Origin of the sequence: Puniceibacterium sp. IMCC21224 (genome assembly GCF_001038505.1) — a bacterium.
In the GTDB taxonomy this organism is placed as follows: Bacteria; Pseudomonadota; Alphaproteobacteria; order Rhodobacterales; family Rhodobacteraceae; genus Puniceibacterium.
The window spans coordinates 472373-492650 of sequence record NZ_LDPY01000001.1 but is presented as its reverse complement, the minus strand read 5'-3'; the positions used below and the strand labels follow the sequence as shown (position 1 = coordinate 492650).

The following is a 20278-nucleotide window of genomic DNA, read 5'->3' as shown; positions in this document are numbered from 1 at the left end:
GACTATTCCGCCGCTTGCGTTAAGGGAAAGGGAACAACAGTCCCGTGCTCATGCGCGGATGCCTCGGCCTGCACGATAGCGGTCTTCATCAACCCCGCAAGGACGCGAACATTCGGCTCAAGCACCATGGAATCGTGATCGCCCGGCACCTCGAACACCGCGATCTGCGGTGTGTATTGCCCCCAGTCATTGTCCGGAAAGACATAAGCCCGCTGGCTGTCGACCATTTGGCCGCCCGACACCGTCCAACGGCCATGCTGCGGTGGCCGGAACAGCGCAATCGGCGCATCCCAGGGTCGCATCCGATAGGCGTCGACGGCGCGCAGGAACGCGGCCTCGATCTCGGCATTGTGGAACGCAGCTTCGGTTACAGTGGGTTCGACCCCGCCACGCCGCTTGGCGATTTCCCAGGCGATACGATTGCGCGCCCAGATCAGCGGATACCGCAATCCCTTGCGCCGCACCTCGTGCACTTGAATCAGCAGACGGTCGCGGCGCGTCAGGGGCCGGCGTTGCGGCAGCGGCGTATCAAGCAGCACAATCATCGCCACCTCGTCCCCCATCGCGCGCAATTGCTGCGCGATCTCATAGGCGGTAATCCCACCACCCGAAAAGCCACCCAGCAGATAAGGCCCCTGCGGTTGAACCTGCTTCATCTCGGCGATGTAGTCGCGCGCCATCTGGGGCAGATCATCATGCGGCGACTCGTCGCCGTAAAGGCCGCGCGCCTGCAATCCATAAAACGGTCGGTCTGCCCCCAAAAGATGTGCCAGATGGCGCAGGTTCAACACGTTGCCGAACATGCCGGCCACCAGGAAAAACGGGGTACGCGGCCCCCCCTCGCCATCGTGCATGGCGACCAGATGTTTGAACCGCCGTTCGGGTCCGCGCGACCGGGTCGGCGCGTCGCTTGTGGTGGCGTCATTCAGGCCGGTTTGTTCGGCGATCAGCGCGGCACATTTACGGATTGTCGGCGCCTCGAACAGGACCGAGATCGGGAATTCGATCCGGTAGGCCTTTTTCACCATAGAAAACAGGCGCACGGCAATCAGGGAATGCCCACCCAGATCAAAAAAACTGTCCTCGACTCCGGGCGCGGACACGCCCAGAAGATCCTGCCAAAACCCGGCGAGTGTGCGTTCGATATCCGTTTCGGGCGCAACATAGTCACCGTCAAGCTGAGGGCGGTCAAATGTCTGGCCGTCTGACACCTTGGCCGTGCTGGCCGCTGTCTGCGCAGTCAACGCATCAAGGTTCATCGAAGACACCGCCACCTGCGGCAGGCCCAAACCCAGCGCGCGGTGGAACGCCGCGACCCCTTCGGCGGGCAGGATGCCTTGCGACAGGTTATGGTGCAGGCGCTCTTCGGCCGGGGACAGTGGCTGGCTGACGCCATCTTGGGGGACGTCGAACTCAACCTCGGCTTTGGTCAGTCGCGGCGCGGCTGACAACACATGCGCGTCCTCTAGCCGCCGGATCGAAAAGCCGTCGATTTCGACACAGACCGTACCGTCTGGCGCACACAGCGTCACATCAAAGCTCGCTGTTTCACCGGAACCCTGATTGTCGCCGGCATTGCGCACCCAACTCACGATGCGCGCAGGCAGGGGATGGTGGACCCGGACACGGGCATAGGACACCGGCACCCACAAATGGTCCGGGCGATAGCCGTCAATCAGATCCATCGCCCAACCGGTCGCTATATCCAAAAGCGCGGGATGCAGCACGAACCCGGTGTCGTCCTGCGCGGCAAGCGGCAGCGACAGATCGGCGATCCCCTCGTCGTCGCCCAGCGCGCGGGTGTCCAGCACCCTCCAGCGCGGGCCAAAGGCCAGATGCACCTCTTGCGCCGTGCGCAGTTTGCCTCCGTCCGCCGCGTTTTGCGCCGCACCACAGCGCCGCCGGACCTCCGTCAGATCCAGCGCGCGCGGCTGTGCCATCGGCACCAGAACAAGGCGCCCCTGCGCGGTCAGCGCATGGCCGGATCTGCCGTTCAGGGTCACATCGCCCAGCACATCCAAACCATAGCCCGCCTCGCCCCGTTTCAACCGCAGACGGATGTCGCGCGCGCCGCCTTCGGGGACGTACAGAGGCCGCAAGAATGTCAGGTCGCGGATCTCAAACGGCCCCGTCTCGGCCTGCGCCCTTAGCGCATGGGCCGCCAAAGTCAGATATCCGGTGCCGGGCAGCAGCGCATCACCTGACGCCGTGCGATGTTCGCCAATGAACCAGTCGCTGGCGTCGTAACGCGCGGTAAAAAGCCGGTTGCCCGCAGCGTCAAACGTCGCCTTGTCCAACATCGGCACACCCGCCTCTGCGATCGGCGCCTGCGGTACGTCGCCATTGCGGGCGGCAACTGCCTCGGCGGCCATGCCGACTTCGTTCCAGATGCCCCAGTTGATAGCGACCACGCGGGTCTGCCCACCCCGGCGCGACCGGGCGTAGGCGTTGAGATATTCGTTGGCAGCCACATAGTCGACCTGCCCCGCTGGTGCCGTAACGGTCGAGGATGAGGCAAACAGCACCATCCATTCCAGCGTCCCGTCAGGGAACAGCTGGTCGAGCACCTGGGTCCCGTGGATCTTGGGCGTGAACACATCCTCGATCGATGCCGGGGATTTGGTTTGCAGCGGCGCATCGGCGATGACACCCGCGGCGTGGATCACGCCAGTGATCACGCCGAAACGGTCGATAGCGGCATCAACCACACCGCGCATCTGCGTCAGGTTGCAGACATCGGCGGCGGCGATCATCACGTGGCCGCCGGCCTGCTCCAAATCCTGCACCGCGCGAATGCGGGCGGCGATACGGTCCTGCGGCGCGTGCCGGGCGAGATAGTCCGGCCAATCCTTGCGGGCCGGTAAATCGCCCCGCGCCACAAGAATCAGATTCGCGCCCTGTGCCGCAAAATCCCGCGCCAGAGACAGACCGATTCCGCCAAACCCGCCGGTGATCAGATAGGTGCCGTCGCGCGCCACCGGACGGGCCGGATCGCTCAGCGGCACGGGGCGTTGCGCACATTCAAACCGCCGATCAGCGCGCAGGGCGACGATCCGGTTTGCGGGGGGTGACATCAGCTCTTCGAGCAGGCGCAGGGTCAGCGCATCCTGCGTCGCCCTGAATTGCGCCTGCACAGTACCGCGCCGCCACAACGCGGCGGACGGCGGCACCGGCAGGCTGATATCCAGCGTCGACACCGTGACCCCGGGCAATTCGCGCGAAATCACCCGTGCGGGGCCCGCGATGGTTGACTTGGCGGGCCACAGCAGTGGTTCGTCGCGGACCTGAGCAGCGCCATTGGTCACAATGTGGATGTGCAGCGGGCGCGGCAGATTTTCCTCGGCCATCACCTGAGCAAGGAACAGCAGCGCGTAAAATCCCTGCTCCTGAAGGCGGTGGAAAAAGCTTGACCCCGGGCGGTGGGTTTCATCGGCCGTGACCATCCAGAAATGCGCGATCCGACTGGGCACCTGACCGCGCGACAGCATATCCTGCACCAGCAGATCATAGCCTTCGCGGCCACGTTCGGGCGCCAGAACATAGCTTTCTTCCGACACCCGCGAAAAGGTGTCGCCCGCGCGCAATTCAACAACCGTATGACCGGCACCGCGCAACCGTTTGGCGCAGCTCTGCGCCAGCCCGGCGTCGTCCATGAACATGAGCCAGGTCTGCGGTTCGCCCTCATCCAATCCCTCAGCGACATCAACCTCGGGTTCCGCCGAGCGGGGCCGCCAGACCGGGGCCCAGCCCCATCCGGCAACATCATCGCTGCGCATCAGATAATGCGATGCGCCATCCTGCTGCGCAGTGCCGGGGGCAATAAAATACGGCGCGCGCTGAAAGGCATAGGTCGGCAGCGGCACCCGGTTGCGCCGCGCGTCACCCCAGATCTGATCCCAATCGAACTCTGCACCCAACGCCCAAAGGCGACCCAGCGTTTCAAGGTGATATTTATCGTCGGCGACATCCTCGTCGGGGTGACGCAGCGACGACAGCACCTGCTGTCCTGGCACCGCGCCATGCTGACGCGCCAGCGCCGACAGCGCCTTGCCTGGTCCGACCTCAAGGAAAATGCGGTTGTCCTGTGCCAGCGTGCCAATACAATCTGCGAAATGCACGGTGCCGCGCAGATGATCGACCCAATACTCCGGGTCCGTCGCCTGCGCGTCGGTCATCATCGCGCCAGTGCGGTTCGAGGTCAGAGGAATCTGCGGCGGGTTCAGGTCGATGGCCCGTAGATAGCTACGGAAATCGTTAAGGATCGGCTCTAACATCCGCGAATGCGCAGCGACGTCGATGGGAATGCGCCGACAATCAATATCCAGCGCCCTGAGCTGCGCCTCAAGCTGATCCAGAGCGACCTGCGGCCCCGAGGCAACGCTAAGTTCCGGGGCATTCACCGCCCCGAGGTCGAGCGCGTCGCCCAGCAGCGGCTGCAACCGGTCCGCTGACAGGCTGACCGACAGCATCCCCCCCTGAGGAACCGTGTCAAACAGCCGTCCGCGCAGATGCACCAGCCCGATACAATCTTCGAACGACATCACGCCGGCGACACAGGCGGCGGTGTTTTCGCCCATGCTGTGCCCGGACAGCACCGTCGGCGTCACGCCCCAACTGATCCACAATTGCGCCAACGCATATTCGCTGATCATGATCAGCGGCAGTTGCAGCGAAGGCCGGGTCAGCGCCGCGTCGGCCTGCGCCCGGTTGGCGTCATCCGGCAGCCACAGCGCCCGAATATCGCGATCCTCGATCGTGGCCAGAACCTCTAGTCCGCGATCCATCCATTCGGCAAAGACCGGCTCGGTCTCGTACAAGTCGCGCGCCATTCCGGCATATTGCGCACCGCCGCCGGGGAACAAAAATGCCACATCGGGCGCATGCAAGGCGGTGTGGGAATGCACCCGGCGCGGCGTGTCCTCCTCCAACAGCTTCGCCGCCTCCCCAGACGTCTCGGCGACAATCACCCGGCGCTTTTCAAACGCCTGACGGCCATGGCGCAGGGTAAAGGCAACGTCGGCCAGCGATTGCTGCGGATTGGCGCGCAGATGTGCGGCCAGACGTTTGGCGTTGTCGTCCAGCGCCGCCTTACTGCGCCCCGACAGGGTAAGGATCTGGAACGGCCAGTCACTATCGTCGGACACTGCGCGTTCGGGCGCCTCTTCCAATACCACATGCGCGTTGGTGCCGCCGACACCCAGCGAATTCACCCCGGCCCGGCGCGGCGATGCCCCCGCTGGCCAGTCGGTGAGCCGGTCGTTGACGCGAAACGGTGACGCCTCGAAATCAATCGCCGGATTTGTTGCCTCATACCCAAGGCTGGGCGGCATCTGCCGGTTGTGCAGCGCCAGCCCGGCCTTGATCAGCGACGCCACACCCGCCGCCGTATCGAGGTGGCCGATATTGGTCTTGACCGATCCGATGCGACAAAATCCCCTCGCGTCAGTGGTTTGCGAAAACGCCTGTGTCAGCGCGGCGACTTCGATAGGGTCGCCCAGATAGGTTCCGGTGCCGTGGCATTCCACATAGCCGACCGTGTCCGCCGTGATGCCGGCAACCGCCTGCGCCTCGGCAATGGCCTGTGCCTGACCGTCAACCGAAGGAGCGAGATAGCCCGCCTTGGCCGCACCGTCGTTGTTGACAGCCGAGCCTTTGATCACCGCCCAGATATGGTCGCCATCCGCCACAGCATCTGCCAGCCGTCGCAGCACAACGACACCCGCGCCTGACCCGAATACTGTTCCCTGCGCCCGATGATCAAAGGCATGGCACTGACCATCCGGCGACAGAATCTCATTCTCTTTGAACAGATAGCCGCGTCCCTGTGGCAACTCGATCGTGGCACCGCCTGCCAGCGCCATATCGCATTCGCCATTCAGCAACGCCTGACAGGCATAATGCGTCGCCACGAGTGAGGTCGAACACGCGGTTTGCAGGTTGATCGACGGCCCCGTCAGATCGAATACATGGCTTGCCCGCGTCGTCATGAAATCTTTGTCGTTGCCGGTGTGGCGCAACAGGAACATGCCGGTGTTCGCGACCAGATCCGGATTCGAGCAGACGTTGAAATAGAAATAGCTGCCCATGCCGCAGCCCGCGTAAACACCGATCTGGCCATCGAAACCCTCAGGTACGTGGCCCGCGCTCTCGAACGCCTCCCAAGCGGTCTCAAGGAATTGCCGGTGCTGCGGATCCATGATCGCCGCCTCTTTGGGGCTGAACCCAAAGAAATCCGCGTCGAACATTTCGAACCCATCGAGCGGCGCGGCGTAAGGCACATAATTCTTGTGCCGGATCAGGCCGGGGGTTTCGCCTGCGTCACGCAGCGCATCTTCGGACAGATGGCGGATCGACGATACACCATCGCGCAAGTTGCGCCAATATTCTGCAATTGTACCGGCCCCCGGAAGGTGGGCCGCCATACCGACAATCGCAATATCGCTGTCGCTGGATAAGTGATTCTGACTATTCATAATCGCACAATCTTGCCGTCACGCCCCAGTTCGGGATACGGTTGAAATGGGGAGAAAATGTGGCAAATTCTAGATATCACCCCGGCATTTGCCACATTTTGTTGACACCCTGCCCCGATCAGCCACACATCTGGAAACAATACGGCATATCGGAATTATTATCCCCGGCTGTAGCGCCGTGACTCAGGTCCCGGCCCCGGCCAGCGCCACAATTGCACCCCAGTTCAGCCACAGCGCCATGGCCGCAATTGCCGCCCCGACAAGGGCAAAGCCAGCGTCATGCAGCCCGTCCCACGCCCCCATCCTCCGCGACAGCCACACCACAACTGGATAGGCCAGCAGGATCGCCACCCCCTGCGCCAGCAACGCGCCAATCAGACCTGCCAGTTCCAGCCCCAGCAGCAGACAGCCCACCATGAACACAGCCCGCGCCACAGCCAGAACAAAAAACCGTCTGGAATCGCCCGCCGCCAGCGCCGCCTGATCATAGGTCAGCACGATGATTTGCGGGATTTGCATACAGCCGATCAGCACCACAATCGCCCCGGCCGCCGCATACCGTGGATCATACATCAGATTGACCAGCCAGACGCCCAGCGCCGCAAAGATGCCCACAAGGATCAGCAGCGATCCCGTCACCAGACAGCGCATCTTGCGCAGCCGCAGGAAATTGGCGCGGCTATCGGTCGGTGGGCATTCACGGTAGATCGGGATCAGCACCTTGCGGGTGACCATGCCGCCCAGAAGCATAGGAAAAGATGCTAGGAAAAAGCCGATATTGTAGACCCCGAACAGGTCAAGCGGAAGGTATTTCCCGATGATAATCTTGTCGCCCTGACTGAACAGGAACCCGCAAACCGTCGACAAAAAGATCCATTTGCCGAAATTGATCAGCTCTGACGCGGCCTCTGGTTCCCAGCGAAAGCGGTTGTGCTGACCCGGCAGGAATCGGGTATAAAGCGTCAGTTGCATCAACCCGCTAACAATGCCGCTGATGACCAGCGCCCAGACGGACCCAGTGACCCAGGCAATCAGCACCGCGCTGAGGATTCCCGACAGCTGGACGAACACATCCAGCACCGTGACCCGGCCCAACATCAGATGCCGGTTCGCCGTGTCCAGACGTGTTGGATTGAACCCGGCGATCACCAGCGTCAGGCTGGCCACCGGCAAAAGATGCAGCAACTGCGGTTCGCCATAAAACGCCGCCATTGGCCAGGCGCAGAGACAAGCCGCCAGCCACAGGCCAAGGCCACGCATCACCTGAATGCTCCAGGCCGTATTCAGGAAATCGGGATCGTCGCCGCGCTTGCTTTGCAGGATCGCGGGGGCGACGCCGACGTCGGAAAACATCGCTAGCCCCTGAAGGAACACCAGCACCAGCGCCATCATGCCGAACGCTTCGGGGAACAGCAGCCGGGTCAGCAGCAGGTTCGACGCCAACCGGACGATCTGGCTGAACCCAAAACCACCCATCGTCAGCAACGCGGATCGCAGCGCCCGCGCAGTTAGCGACGCGCCTTGCAACCGATGAGGGAGGGCGAGGATCATCGCCCCCTGCTCCAACCCGCCGCGATGCCCGGCGTCAGCCGCACCGCCAGCGCAACCCCACAATAGACCGCAAACCCCAGCGGATCACGCAGCGCCATGGCCAGTTTGCGGGTCGTCGGAAACGGCGGCTTGCCTTCGTTGCGCATGAGGTCAGGATAGTGTTCGCGCAATTCCGTTACCCCGATATCCTGCCGCCGCCGCACACGTATCAGGTTGCGCAGCCCCTTGACCACCGGCCAGTCGTACGCGGCATCAACCGCCACGCGTTCCCTTGGTGCAAAGTTCAGCCGCACATAGGTATCGTCCGAAATGATATCTGGAAAATCCCCCCAACGTGCCCGCCCCACTGCGTTCACAGCAAACAGCCCGCATCCCGGAACTCCGTGCGTCATAAAGGGCACCTGCCGGTAAATCCTCGCGTAGGCCCGGCTGACCCAATTGTCGGGCACTGTGATGCGCAACCGTCCGCTGGCATAGCGCGGCGATTCCACATCCAGCACATCGTATAGCTGCATCATCAGCTCAGGGCTGACTGTCACATCAGCGTCGAGATAGACCCGGCTCTCTGCCTCGGCGGCCAAATCACCGGCGTTCAGCGCGGCCAACTTGCCGCCCGCTGCCCGCTCGATCACGTCCAACCGCCAGCCCCGCGCGGCAAAGGCATCCAGCCTGTGGCACGCGACGTCGGCGGTGTCGTCGCCGCAGCCATTGGCAATGACCAACACCTGCACCGCCCCCGGACGTGTCCAGACGGACGCCAGTACAGCATCAAGGCATCCGCCAATCAGCGCGGATTCATTGCTGGCGGGGATAAGAACGCTAAGCACACATGCCGCGCCAGCCCCGCTTTCCGCTATAAATCGTACCAAAGCAGCCACACATTGCGAAATTCAACACCAGACTTGGTGTCCCGGTTGCCACCAAACTATGGCCAAAGAATGAATTCGTCTAAAAATAATCCGTAGCACCGCGTCAGACGGTGCGTTCGACAATCAAAGGCCGGTGGTGTGTCGCAGAATTTGCGGATCGGATATCTTGTGCCCCAATTTCCGGGGCAGACCCATATCTTTTTCTGGCGCGAGGTTCTCGCGCTCGAACAGATGGGGCATCATATCGACCTGATCTCGACGCGCGTGCCGCCGCCGGGGCTGATTGCGCACGACTGGTCGCAAGAGGCGATGGCCCGCACCACTTATCTGGGCATGGTACAACCGCTGCTGGCGCTGACTGCTGCGGGCCGTCTGCTGCCGCGCGGATTGCCACTGTGGATGGCGCAACACGGCGCGGGTTTCGCGCGGGATATCGTGCTGACACTTTCGGCGGCAGAGCAGCTTGTGCGCCATGCCCACGCCGAACAGCTTGACCATATCCATGTGCATTCCTGTGGCCGCGCGGCGCTGATCGCAGCGCTCGCGCACAAGATGGGCGGCCCACCCTATTCGCTGACCCTGCACGGGCCGCTGTCGGATTATGGGCCGGGGCAGCGTTTCAAATGGGCCGACGCCGCCTTTGCCACCATCATCACCCGCAAGCTTGAGGCAGAGGTCCGTGAAGAACTGGCGGGCTTTCTGCCCGAGCGCATCGTGATCCGGCCCATGGGGGTCGACACCGACATTCTGCACCGTGACACGCCCTACCAGCCTGCGCCCCACGGCACTCCGATGCGGCTATTCTCTTGCGCGCGGCTGAATGTGGTCAAGGGGCATCAGGATCTGATGACCGCCGTCCGGTTGCTGCTGGATCAGGGCGTCGATGTGCGCCTTGAGATCGCGGGCGAGGACGATGCCGGCGGCGCCGGATATCGCAAGGTTCTGGAGGCGGAACTGAAACGTCTGCATCTGCGCGACCACGTCAAACTGCTGGGCGCAATTGACGCCAGCGCGGTACGGCAAAAGCTGCTGAACGCCCACGTCTTTGTGCTGGCCAGCTGGCACGAGCCGCTGGGCGTCGCGTATATGGAGGCGATGGCCTGTGGTGTGCCCACCATCGGCACCGACGCCGGTGGTGTACGCGAGCTGATCACCGACGGTCGTACCGGGCGACTTGTCCCCCCGAAAGACCCGCAAACGCTGGCCCATGCCATCCGCGATCTGGTGCATGACAGCGATCTTGCCGTACAGCTGGCCGCCGCCGGGCGCGCACATGTGGTGGCACATTTCCGGTCTGCGCTGGGGGCAGAAACGCTGGTGTCCGAAATCGAAGCGGCGCGGGTTTCTGCCGCGCCGTCGCCGGACCCGATTGTTACGGGCCGTCAGGCATCGTGATCTCACTGTCCGAGGCGTCAAATCCGACCACCTCGATCCCGGCTAACATCACCGGCCCCGCCGGGCCGGTTGCCATCAGCGCAGTGTCCAGAAATTCGAACGCGTAATCGTCTGGCTGACCGGGCAGCACAGCCCGGTCCTGCCCCGCGCCGCCGTGCAAATGGTCGGCACCACCTGCCGAGATCAGCACATCGTCACCCGGACCACCCAGCAGGATATCCGCCTGCGGGGTGCCGGTCAGTATCGCACCGCTGCTGTCGGCCTGCAGCAGCACTCCGTTTGAAAAGGCGGCAGGTGCGCGCCCGGATTGATCCCCGGCCCCGCGCGCATTGTACCGCATCAGCGCATCCCAACGCGGATTTTTGTCGTTCAGGTGCCGCAACGCGCCCCAGCTGCCCCATTTACTGGGCGGGGCAACGTCGACAAAGGCGTTGAACATCTGCCCGCCTGCCGCCGTCCATCCCGCCAGCAGCACATCGTACAGCCCGGTCATCTGGGGGCTGTAATTGAACATCTCGAAAAATGCGGTCAGGCGGTCATCGTTGACGGCCTCGCCTGCGGCGCTCACATGGGTGCCACCTTCGTACATGATCAGATCCAGGCCGACCTGTTGCGCGGCGCGGGCGTGATATGGCCAGACCTGCCCAACCATTTCAGCCACGGACCCGTCGCGCAAGGCCCCCGCCACGGGCGCGGTTGCCAGATCAAACCGATGCGCAAGAATATATTCGCGCAGCGCGACGCGGGTCAGTCCCAGCGCCTCGCCCGCCTTCCTTGCCGCGCCCTCAGAGGCGTCCAGCCAACCCCGCACCTGCGGAACTCCCTCATCGATGCCGATCTCGTAACCGAAATAGCCGCTGACAGCGTAGGCATCAAAACTGTCCTGCGGCGGTTGACCGAGTGTCTCGGCGGCAAGTGGACCGCGCAGCACGGCCTCTTCGAGGCCCGGCCAGCCGGTGTGGGTCGACATGATCCGCATCAATCGCGCCGACGCGTCCGCCGCAAACACTTCGGACCACAGATCCATCACCTGCGCCGCGCGCAGCCCGTAAAACTGCATCCAGCCGGTTTCGCTCTCGCCCCAGAGCGCAGTTGCCTGCGCGCTGGCCCAATGCGCCTGCGGAAAGATATAATTCCAGACCTCGTTGGAATATTCGACATATGCCATAAGTCGCGGATCAAGCGTGTCATGCACCTGTTGGGCAAAGCTGCGAACATAGCCATCGTCCGCCAGATGCGGCATGCTGAACCACGGATCGACGCCGATCTGATTGGCCAGCGCCACCATCACCTCGATGGGCACCCCGCGCGAGGTCCAGCTGTAATCCGTCAGGCGCGGGCGATCATCCCATGTCGCAATCGAAGAACCGTTGGTGAACATCCAGTCCATGAACCGCACAGCGCGCAAATCCTGTACCCGCGCGATCCAGTCGGGATTGAACAGCACCCCCGCCTCGTAGAGCGGCAGGTGGTCGGCCCGCACAACATGCATGTCGTGGATCGGATCACGCGCGTCGATGCCCGACAGCGAAATACCGACAAGCCCCTCGCCCGGCGTATATTGAAACGTGATTTTGCCCGGCTGCGCGCTGATCCTGTCCGCGCGCCCGGTCAGGGTGATGTCAGCCCGCCCCTGATAGGTCAGGACATAGGTGCCCGACAAATGGGTCGCACCTGGGGGCTGATCGGTCAGGATCACGGTCTCGATCCGTTCGATGCCCGGCGGGATATCCAGCGGCCACCCATCGAGATCGAGATAACCACCGTTCCGCAACGCCGCTTCGTCCATGCCGCCCCATTGGCCGGGTTTGTGACCCGTCCATGTCCGCGCCGTCTTCATCACGTCGACAAAGGGGTGCTGAGTTGACCAGTCGGAAATGCCATTCAACCCCATGGCCAACGCTGGTATCGCACCCGGAACGAGCTGGTCTTCGGTCATATCCGGCGCATCTGCGGCATCCGTATCCGCTTTGCCGGTGGGTGGTTGTGGTGCCGCGTCGGCCACGATTGTATCGCCCCCAGTCACCTGGCGGGACTGCCGCTCATCATCTGAAACGGATTGCCAGATCAGTTGACGCAGTTGCGGATACGCCGCGCGGACAGCCGGATCAATCCCCTCGGGCACGTCAAAATCTGCGGGCGGGGGCGCGTCATAGATAGCCGCATAAGTCACCATCGCCGCAAGGAAATACAGCGTTGGCGTGCCATGTGGCGCATCATCGACATAAAGTGCCTGCGCGGGCAGAATAATCAGCGGCTCTGTGCTCAGAACCTCGGCCAGAACCGACGCCACCGGGATCAGCCGGACATCCCGATCAGGCAGTGCCGCGCGCAGCGCATCGACATAGTCCACGTACCAATCGTGATACGCTGCCCGGTTGAAATCCTGATAGCGGCGCAATCCACGGCTGTTCGGCGGATAGCTGACCTGCGTCGCCATCTCGGCCCAGCCTTCGTAGATCAGGAAACGTACCTCGGGCGCCTCGGTTGACACCCAGTCGAACACCTCCAGCGTGGCGGACAGCGGGCTGGCCCGGTCCCGATTGTCACCGTCATAGGGCGCATCAGGCGGCTGATACTGGATAAAATTGGCTGGATTGATCAGGACGGTGTCAAATCCCGCACCGCCGAACGGCCCACGGTCGGGGTTCCATGCCCCCTGCACCTCCGGAAACCCCCAATTCGCCGTGGGTGGCAACCCGGATGCGAAATCCCGCAGAAACCCCCATTGCCCGTCCAGCGCAAAGGCACGCCCGTCCGCCTGCGCCAAGGCATTCAGCCAATGCGGCACGTTGCTATCAGGCAGATCCCCCAGATGATGCATCAGCGAATTACCAAACGCATAGACGCGGGCACCATCGCGCCCTTGCGCCCAGGCGGGCTGACACGCGAGCAAGCCAAAAAACACAGCCAGAGTCAGACGCAACATGCTCACCATAATACTGTTCCCGAACAATGATCTTTCAGATCATATGGGACCCTGGCGCCATCGCTCAATGATCCTGCCGTCAGTTCGGCCATTTCAGCGACATTTTGGGACGTTTATCCCAAATGTCACCGCTGGGGGCCTAATCGTCGTCCTCTGGCGCATCCGTGGTCGATAGGTCAATCTTGCCCTCGTCGTGATCGGTTCGCGGTGGGGTGACAGGTTGCTCTGGCTCTTTCTCGACGCGCGGAGGGGTTTGCTGCGTGATGGTGATCGGCTGCGTCGTTCCGTCCTTGGCCTCTCCGAAAAAGATGGTCTGGTGCGGGAATGGAATTTCGATGCCACGTTCATCAAAGATACGCTTGAGGATCTCGTTATAGGCGCGACCCAGACCCCATTGCTTGCCCGGCAGCGTCTTGATCCTTGACCGCAGCACCACGGCGCTGTCACCAAAGGAATTGAGGCCGAACCATTCCATATCGCCGAGGATCACAGCGCCCTGTTCAGGGATCGCGCGCAGCTCGTCAAAGCCTTGATGCATTGCCTCTTTCACTTCATCGACATTCTCGCGGTAGGCGACCCCCATGTCGCAGACAAAATACGAAAACTCGCGGGTAAAGTTCGACACCATGTCCACTGACGAAAACGGAATGATATGAAACACACCGTTCACATCGCGCAGGGACACGGACCGCACCGTCAGCTTTTCAACGCCGCCAGTGATGCCCCCCACGGTGATCACATCCCCGACATTGATGGCATTTTCAAACTGGATAAACACGCCTGTGATGATGTCCTGCACCATCTTTTGCGCGCCAAAGCCAATCGCCAGACCCAGCACCCCCGCCGACGCCAGCAGCGGCCCGATATTCAAACCGATCTCGCTCAGCACGAACATCAGCGTCAGGACAATCAGCGCAATGGTGGCAGCATTGCGCAGCAACGACAAAAGCGTGGTTTCGCGGGCGGTTGGCACTTTGCCGTAATCGGGGTTCAGCCGGTAATCCACCCACGAGATCATGGCAATCCATATGCCATAGGCGACCAGAAGCGTCAGAAACACCGATACGATAGCGCCGGTCAAATTCTGACCGAACTGGCTTTCCATCCAGCCGCGCAGACCAATCAGACCCAGCGTGTCAAAGGCAAACAGCACCACTAGCAGCGCCACAAACATCCGAACAACCAACAGGATCTTGGGTACGATCCGGTTCAGGCGCGGTTGCAACAGCGGCAGGCGCTGCATCACATCGTCTGGCAGGACGACGCCGTTTCTCATTGACGACGACAAGGCCCCGGTGATCAGCGAAGCGATCAGCACTGCCAGCAATATCTTGCCTGACGCGGCAAGGTAGCCAAAGACAACTTCGGTCGGCTGGCTCATCACCGCGATGAACATAAAGGCCAGATAGACCAGCGCCAGCCAGTGCCAGTGCATCATGATCCCGCCAACAAAGCCATGCAGCTTGCGGTTCGGCGGTGGCGCGTCGGGGTCAGCTTCGCTTAGTTGCCCATCTGCATCTGCGACCAGCACCGGATCGGCAAAGCGGTCGGTTAGCCATGCCGTCACTGCCTTGCGCTGCTGCAGCACCAAAACAATGAGATAGAGCAGCACCAGCACCGACAGCAGCGCCGAAACACCCAGACCAGCGGCAAAGGACGCGTTTTGGTTGACGATGGGCACGATCAGCAGTTGACCATAGCCCAGCACGCTGACGACGATATTTGTCGCCCGGTTCAGCGATTTGGCGGCACGGTTGCCTATGGGCAGAATCCGCAGCCCTCCGGCTGAGGGTGACAGCACTGCTCGCACCGCCACCTTGATCGCTTCGACCAGCACAAACGCATTCAGATAGAGCGTCTGACGCAGGTCGATCTGGCCAAATTCGCCCAGCGCAAAAGTGGTCACACCATAGCCAATCGCCCAGGCCACCAGCACGATCATCAGGTCGATCAGCACAGAGGCAATGAACAGCCCCACTTTGGCCGACAGCCCGCGCGCACTGGCGCGCTGCCCCAATGACCGGAACAGCGGGATCGCCATGGTCCGCAAGGTCAGAAACACCGCCACCGTAATTGCAATCACCAGAAGCAGCGATTTGAACGCGTCGAACAACACCGGCAATTCATTGCCATGCAGCCCGCTGAACACACTGCCAGTCTGACCAAAGGCGGCTATGACCTGCGTGGCTTCTGCCACCGTGCTTTCGACAATACCTTGCGTCAATAGCGCGACGCGCCCGCCAAACGACAGCTGTGCAGGCGCAGCCTCGGCGGCGGCGGCCGACTCGGCAGTTGGGTCGGCGTCGGCAGGAACGGTCTTTTCCAGCTCGGCAATCAGCCTGGCGCGCGCCACGTCATCCCTGAGCACGTCCAGCAGCGGCGCCAGCGGATCATCTGCGGCGGGTGCGTCAGTTGTGGCGGAGTCTGACGCCGATGTGCCAACCGACGGCACAAATTGCGCCCCGACTGGTGAGGCAAGCATCAGGCCGATCAGCACCCCGCATAGGGATAGAAACAGGGACTGGCTGATACGGACTGGATAAAAACTCATACATGCCTCACTTTTGCGCTGGTTCGCGCACTTTTTGTCCAACGCATAGCGCTAGGGTTCTGTTCCCCGCTCGTCGTCGCCCAGAATGGACCGGCGCCGGTTAACGCGCCTTATCATTCCGCGCAAGCCATGGTAACCCGGCCCGAATGGTTCGCTGGTAAGGGTGCATGCCCGCACATGCTCGTCAAGTCTCCTCCCCTGATCGACGTTCTGCCCGGTGCGGACGGCCCGCATGTCACCCTGCGCGGGGCGATCACCATCGCGCATGTGACCAACCTGGTGCAAACGCTGGATACAATCAGCGCTGATCAGGCGGCCACCGTCGATCTGAGTGAGGTCAGCCACCTCGATACGTCTGGCGCATGGGCGCTGACACGTCTGCGCCAGCGTCTTGAAGCAGCAGGACAAAATCTGACGATCAAAGGCGCAAGCCCCGGCGTCGAAAGCTTGCTGGTCACGATCAGCGATACAATGCCTGAGGCCGAAACCCGTACCGCGCCGCGCCGCAGCCTGACCGATCTGGTCGAGGGGGTGGGGCGACGCGTCATGGAGGGGGCGAATTTTGTTCTCGACCTCACTGGCTATCTTGGGCTGTTCCTCGCCCGGATCGCCCGCGCCATCCGTCACCCGCGCGAATTTCGACTGACCGCATTGGTACATCATTGCGACGAGGTTGGCGTGCGCGCCGTGCCGATCGTCGCGCTGATGTCGTTCCTGATCGGTGTGGTGCTGGCCTTTCAGGGGTCAACCCAGTTGCGCCAGTTCGGAGCCGAAGTTTTTGTCGTCGACCTGATTGCGGTATCAATCCTGCGGGAATTGGGGATTTTGCTGACCTCGATCATCGTGGCCGGGCGCACCGCGTCTGCCTTTACCGCCGCGATCGGGTCGATGAAAATGCGCGAAGAGATCGACGCCATGCGCACCCTTGGCCTTGATCCCGCGATGGTGCTGTTTGTGCCGCGGATTCTGGCGCTGCTGCTGATGCTGCCGATCCTGGGACTGGTCGCAAATCTGATGGGGCTGATCGGGGGCGGGCTGATGGCCTGGATCGACCTCGGCATTTCGCCAGCGATGTTCGTCACCCGGTTGGTTGAGGGGACGGATATCGGCCATGTCGTCGTCGGCATGGTCAAGGCGCCATTCTTTGCTGTCATTATCGGCGTCGTGGGCTGCCACGCCGGCATGCAGGTTGGCAGCAACGCGGAATCGCTGGGGCGGATGACATCAAACGCCGTGGTGACAGCGATTTTCACCGTGATCGTCGCGGACGCCGTGTTTTCGATCTTTTTCGCGCAGCTGGGGGTCTAGAGATGAACGACACCTCAGACATCGTTATCCGGCTGCGCGGTATTCGCAATCAGTTTGGCAGCCATGTGGTGCATGACGACCTGGACCTGGACGTGCGGCGCGGCGAGATTTTGGGCGTCGTTGGTGGATCAGGCACCGGAAAATCGGTGTTGCTGCGCACAATCTGTGGCCTGCAGATCCCCAAGGCCGGGGAAATCGACGTTCTGGGCGTCAACGTGCGCACAGCGGACGAGGATGCCCGCACTGCGCTGGAGCAACGCTGGGGGGTGATGTTTCAGGACGGCGCACTGTTTTCGTCGCTCAATGTGCGCGAAAATGTCGAAGTGCCGATGCGCGCCATCCCCGGTCTGGACCCTGCGATCCGCAGTCAGCTTGCAGATCTTAAGGTGTCGATGGTCGGCCTGCCCTACAAGGCGGGCGACAACATACCGTCGGAACTGTCCGGGGGGATGCGCAAACGCGCCGGGCTGGCGCGCGCCTTGGCCTTGGACCCTGAAATCGTATTTCTGGACGAACCCACCGCCGGGCTAGACCCGATTGGTGCGGCGGATTTCGACCGGCTGATCCGTGGACTCAGCCATTCGCTCGGATTGACGGTCTTCCTCGTCACGCATGATCTGGATACATTGCACGCGACCTGTGACCGCATCGCGGTCTTGGCGGAAAAGCGTGTACTGGTCACCGGAACGATGCAGGACATGCTGAAGGTGGATCACCCCTGGGTTCACGAATATTTTCACGGACCGCGCGCCCGCGCTGCGCAGGATTCGGTACAGCCGCCTGCGGGCAACGATCAAAGGTAAACGGACGACATGGAAACACGCGCGAATTATGTCCTGATCGGCGTCTTTACCCTGCTGGGTCTGGGTGGGATTCTGGCCTTTTTCCTGTGGTTTGCTCAGGTCGAGCTGGACCGCCAGTTTTCCTATTACGATGTGTCGTTTGAATCGGTCGCGGGGCTGTCGAACGCCTCGGATGTCCGGTTTTCCGGCCTGCCGGTGGGTCAGGTTGTAGATGTCCGCCTGTCGCCGGACCGCGATGGATCAGTCACCGTGCGGGTCGAGGTGGACGCCGCCACGCCGGTTCGCAGTGACAGCGTAGCCACCATCGAATCGCAGGGCGTCACCGGCGTATCCTATGTCGGCATCAGCGCAGGCACACCCGAGGCCCCGATGCTGGAACCCGAAACGCCCGACGGCGTGCCGCATATTCAGCCAGGCCGATCCGTAATCCAATCCCTGTCCGAAGATGCGCCGCGCCTGCTTCAGGAATCGCTGAACGTAATCACCGGTATCAGCGAATTGCTGAACCCCGAGAACCAGAGCAGGGTTGAACATATCCTGATCAATGTCGAGGCCGCGTCCGACGATTTTGCCGCAACCCTCAAGGGGTTTTCGTCGGTCACATCCTCTGTTGCGGATTTCGCCCAACAAATCGACCGCTTTAACAGCACACTCGAAGTTCTGACCGGGGATATGTCCGAGGTGCTCAATACCGCCGACAACACCCTGGCGTCGATTGGTGAATTGTCCGAACAGGCCAAGGGATTTCTGGATGACGGATCAGAGACCCTGAACGCCGCCACCGGAACCCTGACAACCGCCGAGGGGTATCTGGCCAGCGATCTGCCCGCCCTGACTGATGCGCTGCGCGAGACGGTGAGCGAAGCACGCACCGAGATCGCGACGCTCAGCGCCTCGGCGCAAACGACGCTTGGTATCTTTTCCCAGACCGGGACAACAGCAACCGCCCGCCTGCAAGAAGCCGAAGTGCTGATCGACAACACCGTCGACATGATCGCCAATCTTGATGTCGCGGTGAACAATATGGATCAGGCCGCGATTGACTTCGACCTGCTGATGGAGACGGACGCCACCGAAATGGTCGCAGAGGCCCGTGTGATGATCGACGAGGCCACCAATGCCGTGCGTCAGATCACCGCGATCACCGACACCGATCTGCCGGTGATTGTGGCGGATATCCGTGCCGCGACCGACTCCGCGAACCAAGTTGTACAACAGGTCGGCGCCGATCTGACCGCCGCAACCGGCCGGATTGACACGCTGTCTCTGGCCGCCCAGACCACTCTGAGCACGGTCACCAACACATTTTCCAATGCCAACCTGACGCTGAGTGCGGTCAACTCTGCCCTTGCCACCGGACAAGGCGCGCTGGAGGCTGCAGAGCGGGCGTTTGACGGCGCGGACCGGGTGATGAACGAGGATGTTTCGGCCATCACCGGGGATCTGCGCGCCTCGATCTCGCAGCTTAACGGGGTGATCGCCCAGGTGTCCGAGGACATTCCCGGCGTGACGTCCGATCTGCGCGCAGCCAGCCGCTCAGCCGAGGCCACCTTTGCCGAGGTGCAGCGCATCGTCGCATCGTCGGGGGGGGCCGTCACGGCATTTGCCAATGACGGTCTGCCGCTTTATGCCCGTCTGGCGCAGGAAACGCGGACGCTGATCAGCAATCTCGATCGGCTGACGACGCAGATTCAGCGCGACCCGACACGGTTCTTTCTGAACAAATCGACCCCGGAATACAGACGCTAGGTGATGCCCATGATACGCTTTAGTCCCTCAAAATTGGTACCTCTGATTGCGGTTCTGGCGTTGTCGGGATGTTCCGCGCTTTCGGCGCTCAGCGATGCGTCGCAGCCGCTGGATGTGTTTGATCTGCGCGCGCCGACGGATGTCCGGCAAGCCACCCGCGCCCTGCCGCTGTCGCTGACCGTCGAATTGCCAACCACCGGCGGCGCGTTGCAGACCGACCGGATCCTGATCCGCCCCAGCCCGCTACAGGCGCAGTATCTGCCAGATGTCCGCTGGAGTGAGACAACCCCGGTGTTTGTCCAGACGCTGATGTTGCGATCGCTCGAAGATACAGGCGCGTTCCGGTACATCGCCCGAACGCCGCTGGGCGGCACCAGTGACATCGCCATCCTGACCGAAATCACCAATTTCGAGGCCGAGACCGCAGGCGAAGATATGCCCGTGACGATCCGCTTGCGCATAAGTTCAAGTCTGGTGCGTGAACGCGACGCCCGGATCACCGCCAGCCGCAGCTTTACCGCAACGGCGCAAGCCACCGACACCGATGCCCAAAGCGTGGTCGAGGCGTTTGACCGCGCCAGCCAAAGCCTGCTGAGCGAATTCGCTGCTTGGACGGCATCGTCGCTGGGGGCGCGCCTGCGCTAACGCCC

Annotated in this window: 10 protein-coding genes; 5 read left to right on the top strand and 5 right to left on the bottom strand. The window is 62.1% G+C overall.

The annotated features are described in order from the left end of the window. Positions 1–2 precede the first annotated feature (2 nt). The 3 genes from IMCC21224_RS02325 to IMCC21224_RS02315 form a co-directional block, all read right to left on the bottom strand. Positions 3–6473 carry a type I polyketide synthase gene (locus IMCC21224_RS02325; protein WP_047993976.1) on the bottom strand — a complete coding sequence of 2157 codons (6471 nt, stop codon included), beginning with the start codon at positions 6471–6473 and terminating at the stop codon, positions 3–5. A 183-nt stretch (positions 6474–6656) separates the two neighbouring features. Next, positions 6657–8024 carry an oligosaccharide flippase family protein gene (locus IMCC21224_RS02320; protein ID WP_047993975.1) on the bottom strand — a complete coding sequence of 456 codons (1368 nt, stop codon included), beginning with the start codon at positions 8022–8024 and terminating at the stop codon, positions 6657–6659. Then, positions 8021–8851, bottom strand: coding sequence for a glycosyltransferase (locus IMCC21224_RS02315; RefSeq protein WP_047993974.1), 831 nt, complete (start codon positions 8849–8851; stop codon positions 8021–8023). Before IMCC21224_RS02315 ends, IMCC21224_RS02320 begins: the two co-directional genes overlap by 4 nt. Positions 8852–9031: 180 nt before the next feature. Here IMCC21224_RS02315 and epsE point away from each other — a divergent pair, with 180 nt between their 5' ends. Further along, positions 9032–10288 (top strand): exopolysaccharide biosynthesis GT4 family glycosyltransferase EpsE, encoded by a 1257-nt coding sequence (epsE, locus tag IMCC21224_RS02310; protein WP_231581996.1) that lies wholly within the window; start codon positions 9032–9034, stop codon positions 10286–10288. Here the strand turns inward: epsE and IMCC21224_RS02305 are convergent. Both IMCC21224_RS02305 and IMCC21224_RS02300 read right to left on the bottom strand, forming a co-directional pair. Continuing rightward, on the bottom strand, positions 10266–13226 hold the full coding sequence (locus IMCC21224_RS02305; protein ID WP_156178079.1) for a calcium-binding protein: 2961 nt from the start codon (positions 13224–13226) through the stop codon (positions 10266–10268). The genes epsE and IMCC21224_RS02305 overlap by 23 nt on opposite strands. Positions 13227–13356: 130 nt before the next feature. Next, positions 13357–15768: a mechanosensitive ion channel domain-containing protein gene (locus IMCC21224_RS02300; protein ID WP_082135110.1), complete on the bottom strand. Its 2412-nt coding sequence runs from the start codon at positions 15766–15768 to the stop codon at positions 13357–13359. Positions 15769–15945: 177 nt separating this feature from the next. Between IMCC21224_RS02300 and IMCC21224_RS02295 the strand changes: the two genes are divergently transcribed. From IMCC21224_RS02295 to IMCC21224_RS02280, 4 genes are read left to right on the top strand one after another with little or no spacing between them, the layout of a single operon-like run. After that, positions 15946–17076, top strand: a complete 1131-nt coding sequence (locus IMCC21224_RS02295; protein ID WP_047993973.1) for an ABC transporter permease — start codon at positions 15946–15948, stop codon at positions 17074–17076. Positions 17077–17078: 2 nt separating this feature from the next. Next, the gene (locus IMCC21224_RS02290; protein ID WP_047993972.1) at positions 17079–17879 is read left to right on the top strand and encodes an ABC transporter ATP-binding protein; all 801 of its coding nucleotides are present in this window, start codon (positions 17079–17081) and stop codon (positions 17877–17879) included. 9 nt (positions 17880–17888) lie between these two features. Then, a complete protein-coding gene (locus IMCC21224_RS02285; RefSeq protein WP_047993971.1) occupies positions 17889–19628 on the top strand; it encodes an MlaD family protein in 1740 nt (579 codons plus the stop codon). Positions 19629–19637: 9 nt separating this feature from the next. Beyond that, entirely contained in the window at positions 19638–20273 is a 636-nt protein-coding gene (locus IMCC21224_RS02280) for an ABC-type transport auxiliary lipoprotein family protein (RefSeq protein ID WP_047996806.1), read from the top strand. The last annotated feature ends 5 nt before the right edge of the window (positions 20274–20278 follow it).

Bases quoted from the DNA above. Each gene is read 5' to 3' on its own strand.
- IMCC21224_RS02285 (WP_047993971.1), top strand. From the start codon at position 17,889: ATGGAAACACGCGCGAATTATGTCCTGATCGGCGTCTTTACCCTGCTG.
- IMCC21224_RS02325 (WP_047993976.1), bottom strand. From the start codon at position 6,473: ATGAATAGTCAGAATCACTTATCCAGCGACAGCGATATTGCGATTGTC.
- IMCC21224_RS02320 (WP_047993975.1), bottom strand. From the start codon at position 8,024: ATGATCCTCGCCCTCCCTCATCGGTTGCAAGGCGCGTCGCTAACTGCG.
- IMCC21224_RS02295 (WP_047993973.1), top strand. From the start codon at position 15,946: ATGCTCGTCAAGTCTCCTCCCCTGATCGACGTTCTGCCCGGTGCGGAC.
- IMCC21224_RS02280 (WP_047996806.1), top strand. From the start codon at position 19,638: ATGATACGCTTTAGTCCCTCAAAATTGGTACCTCTGATTGCGGTTCTG.
- IMCC21224_RS02305 (WP_156178079.1), bottom strand. From the start codon at position 13,226: ATGGTGAGCATGTTGCGTCTGACTCTGGCTGTGTTTTTTGGCTTGCTC.
- IMCC21224_RS02290 (WP_047993972.1), top strand. From the start codon at position 17,079: ATGAACGACACCTCAGACATCGTTATCCGGCTGCGCGGTATTCGCAAT.
- IMCC21224_RS02300 (WP_082135110.1), bottom strand. From the start codon at position 15,768: ATGAGTTTTTATCCAGTCCGTATCAGCCAGTCCCTGTTTCTATCCCTA.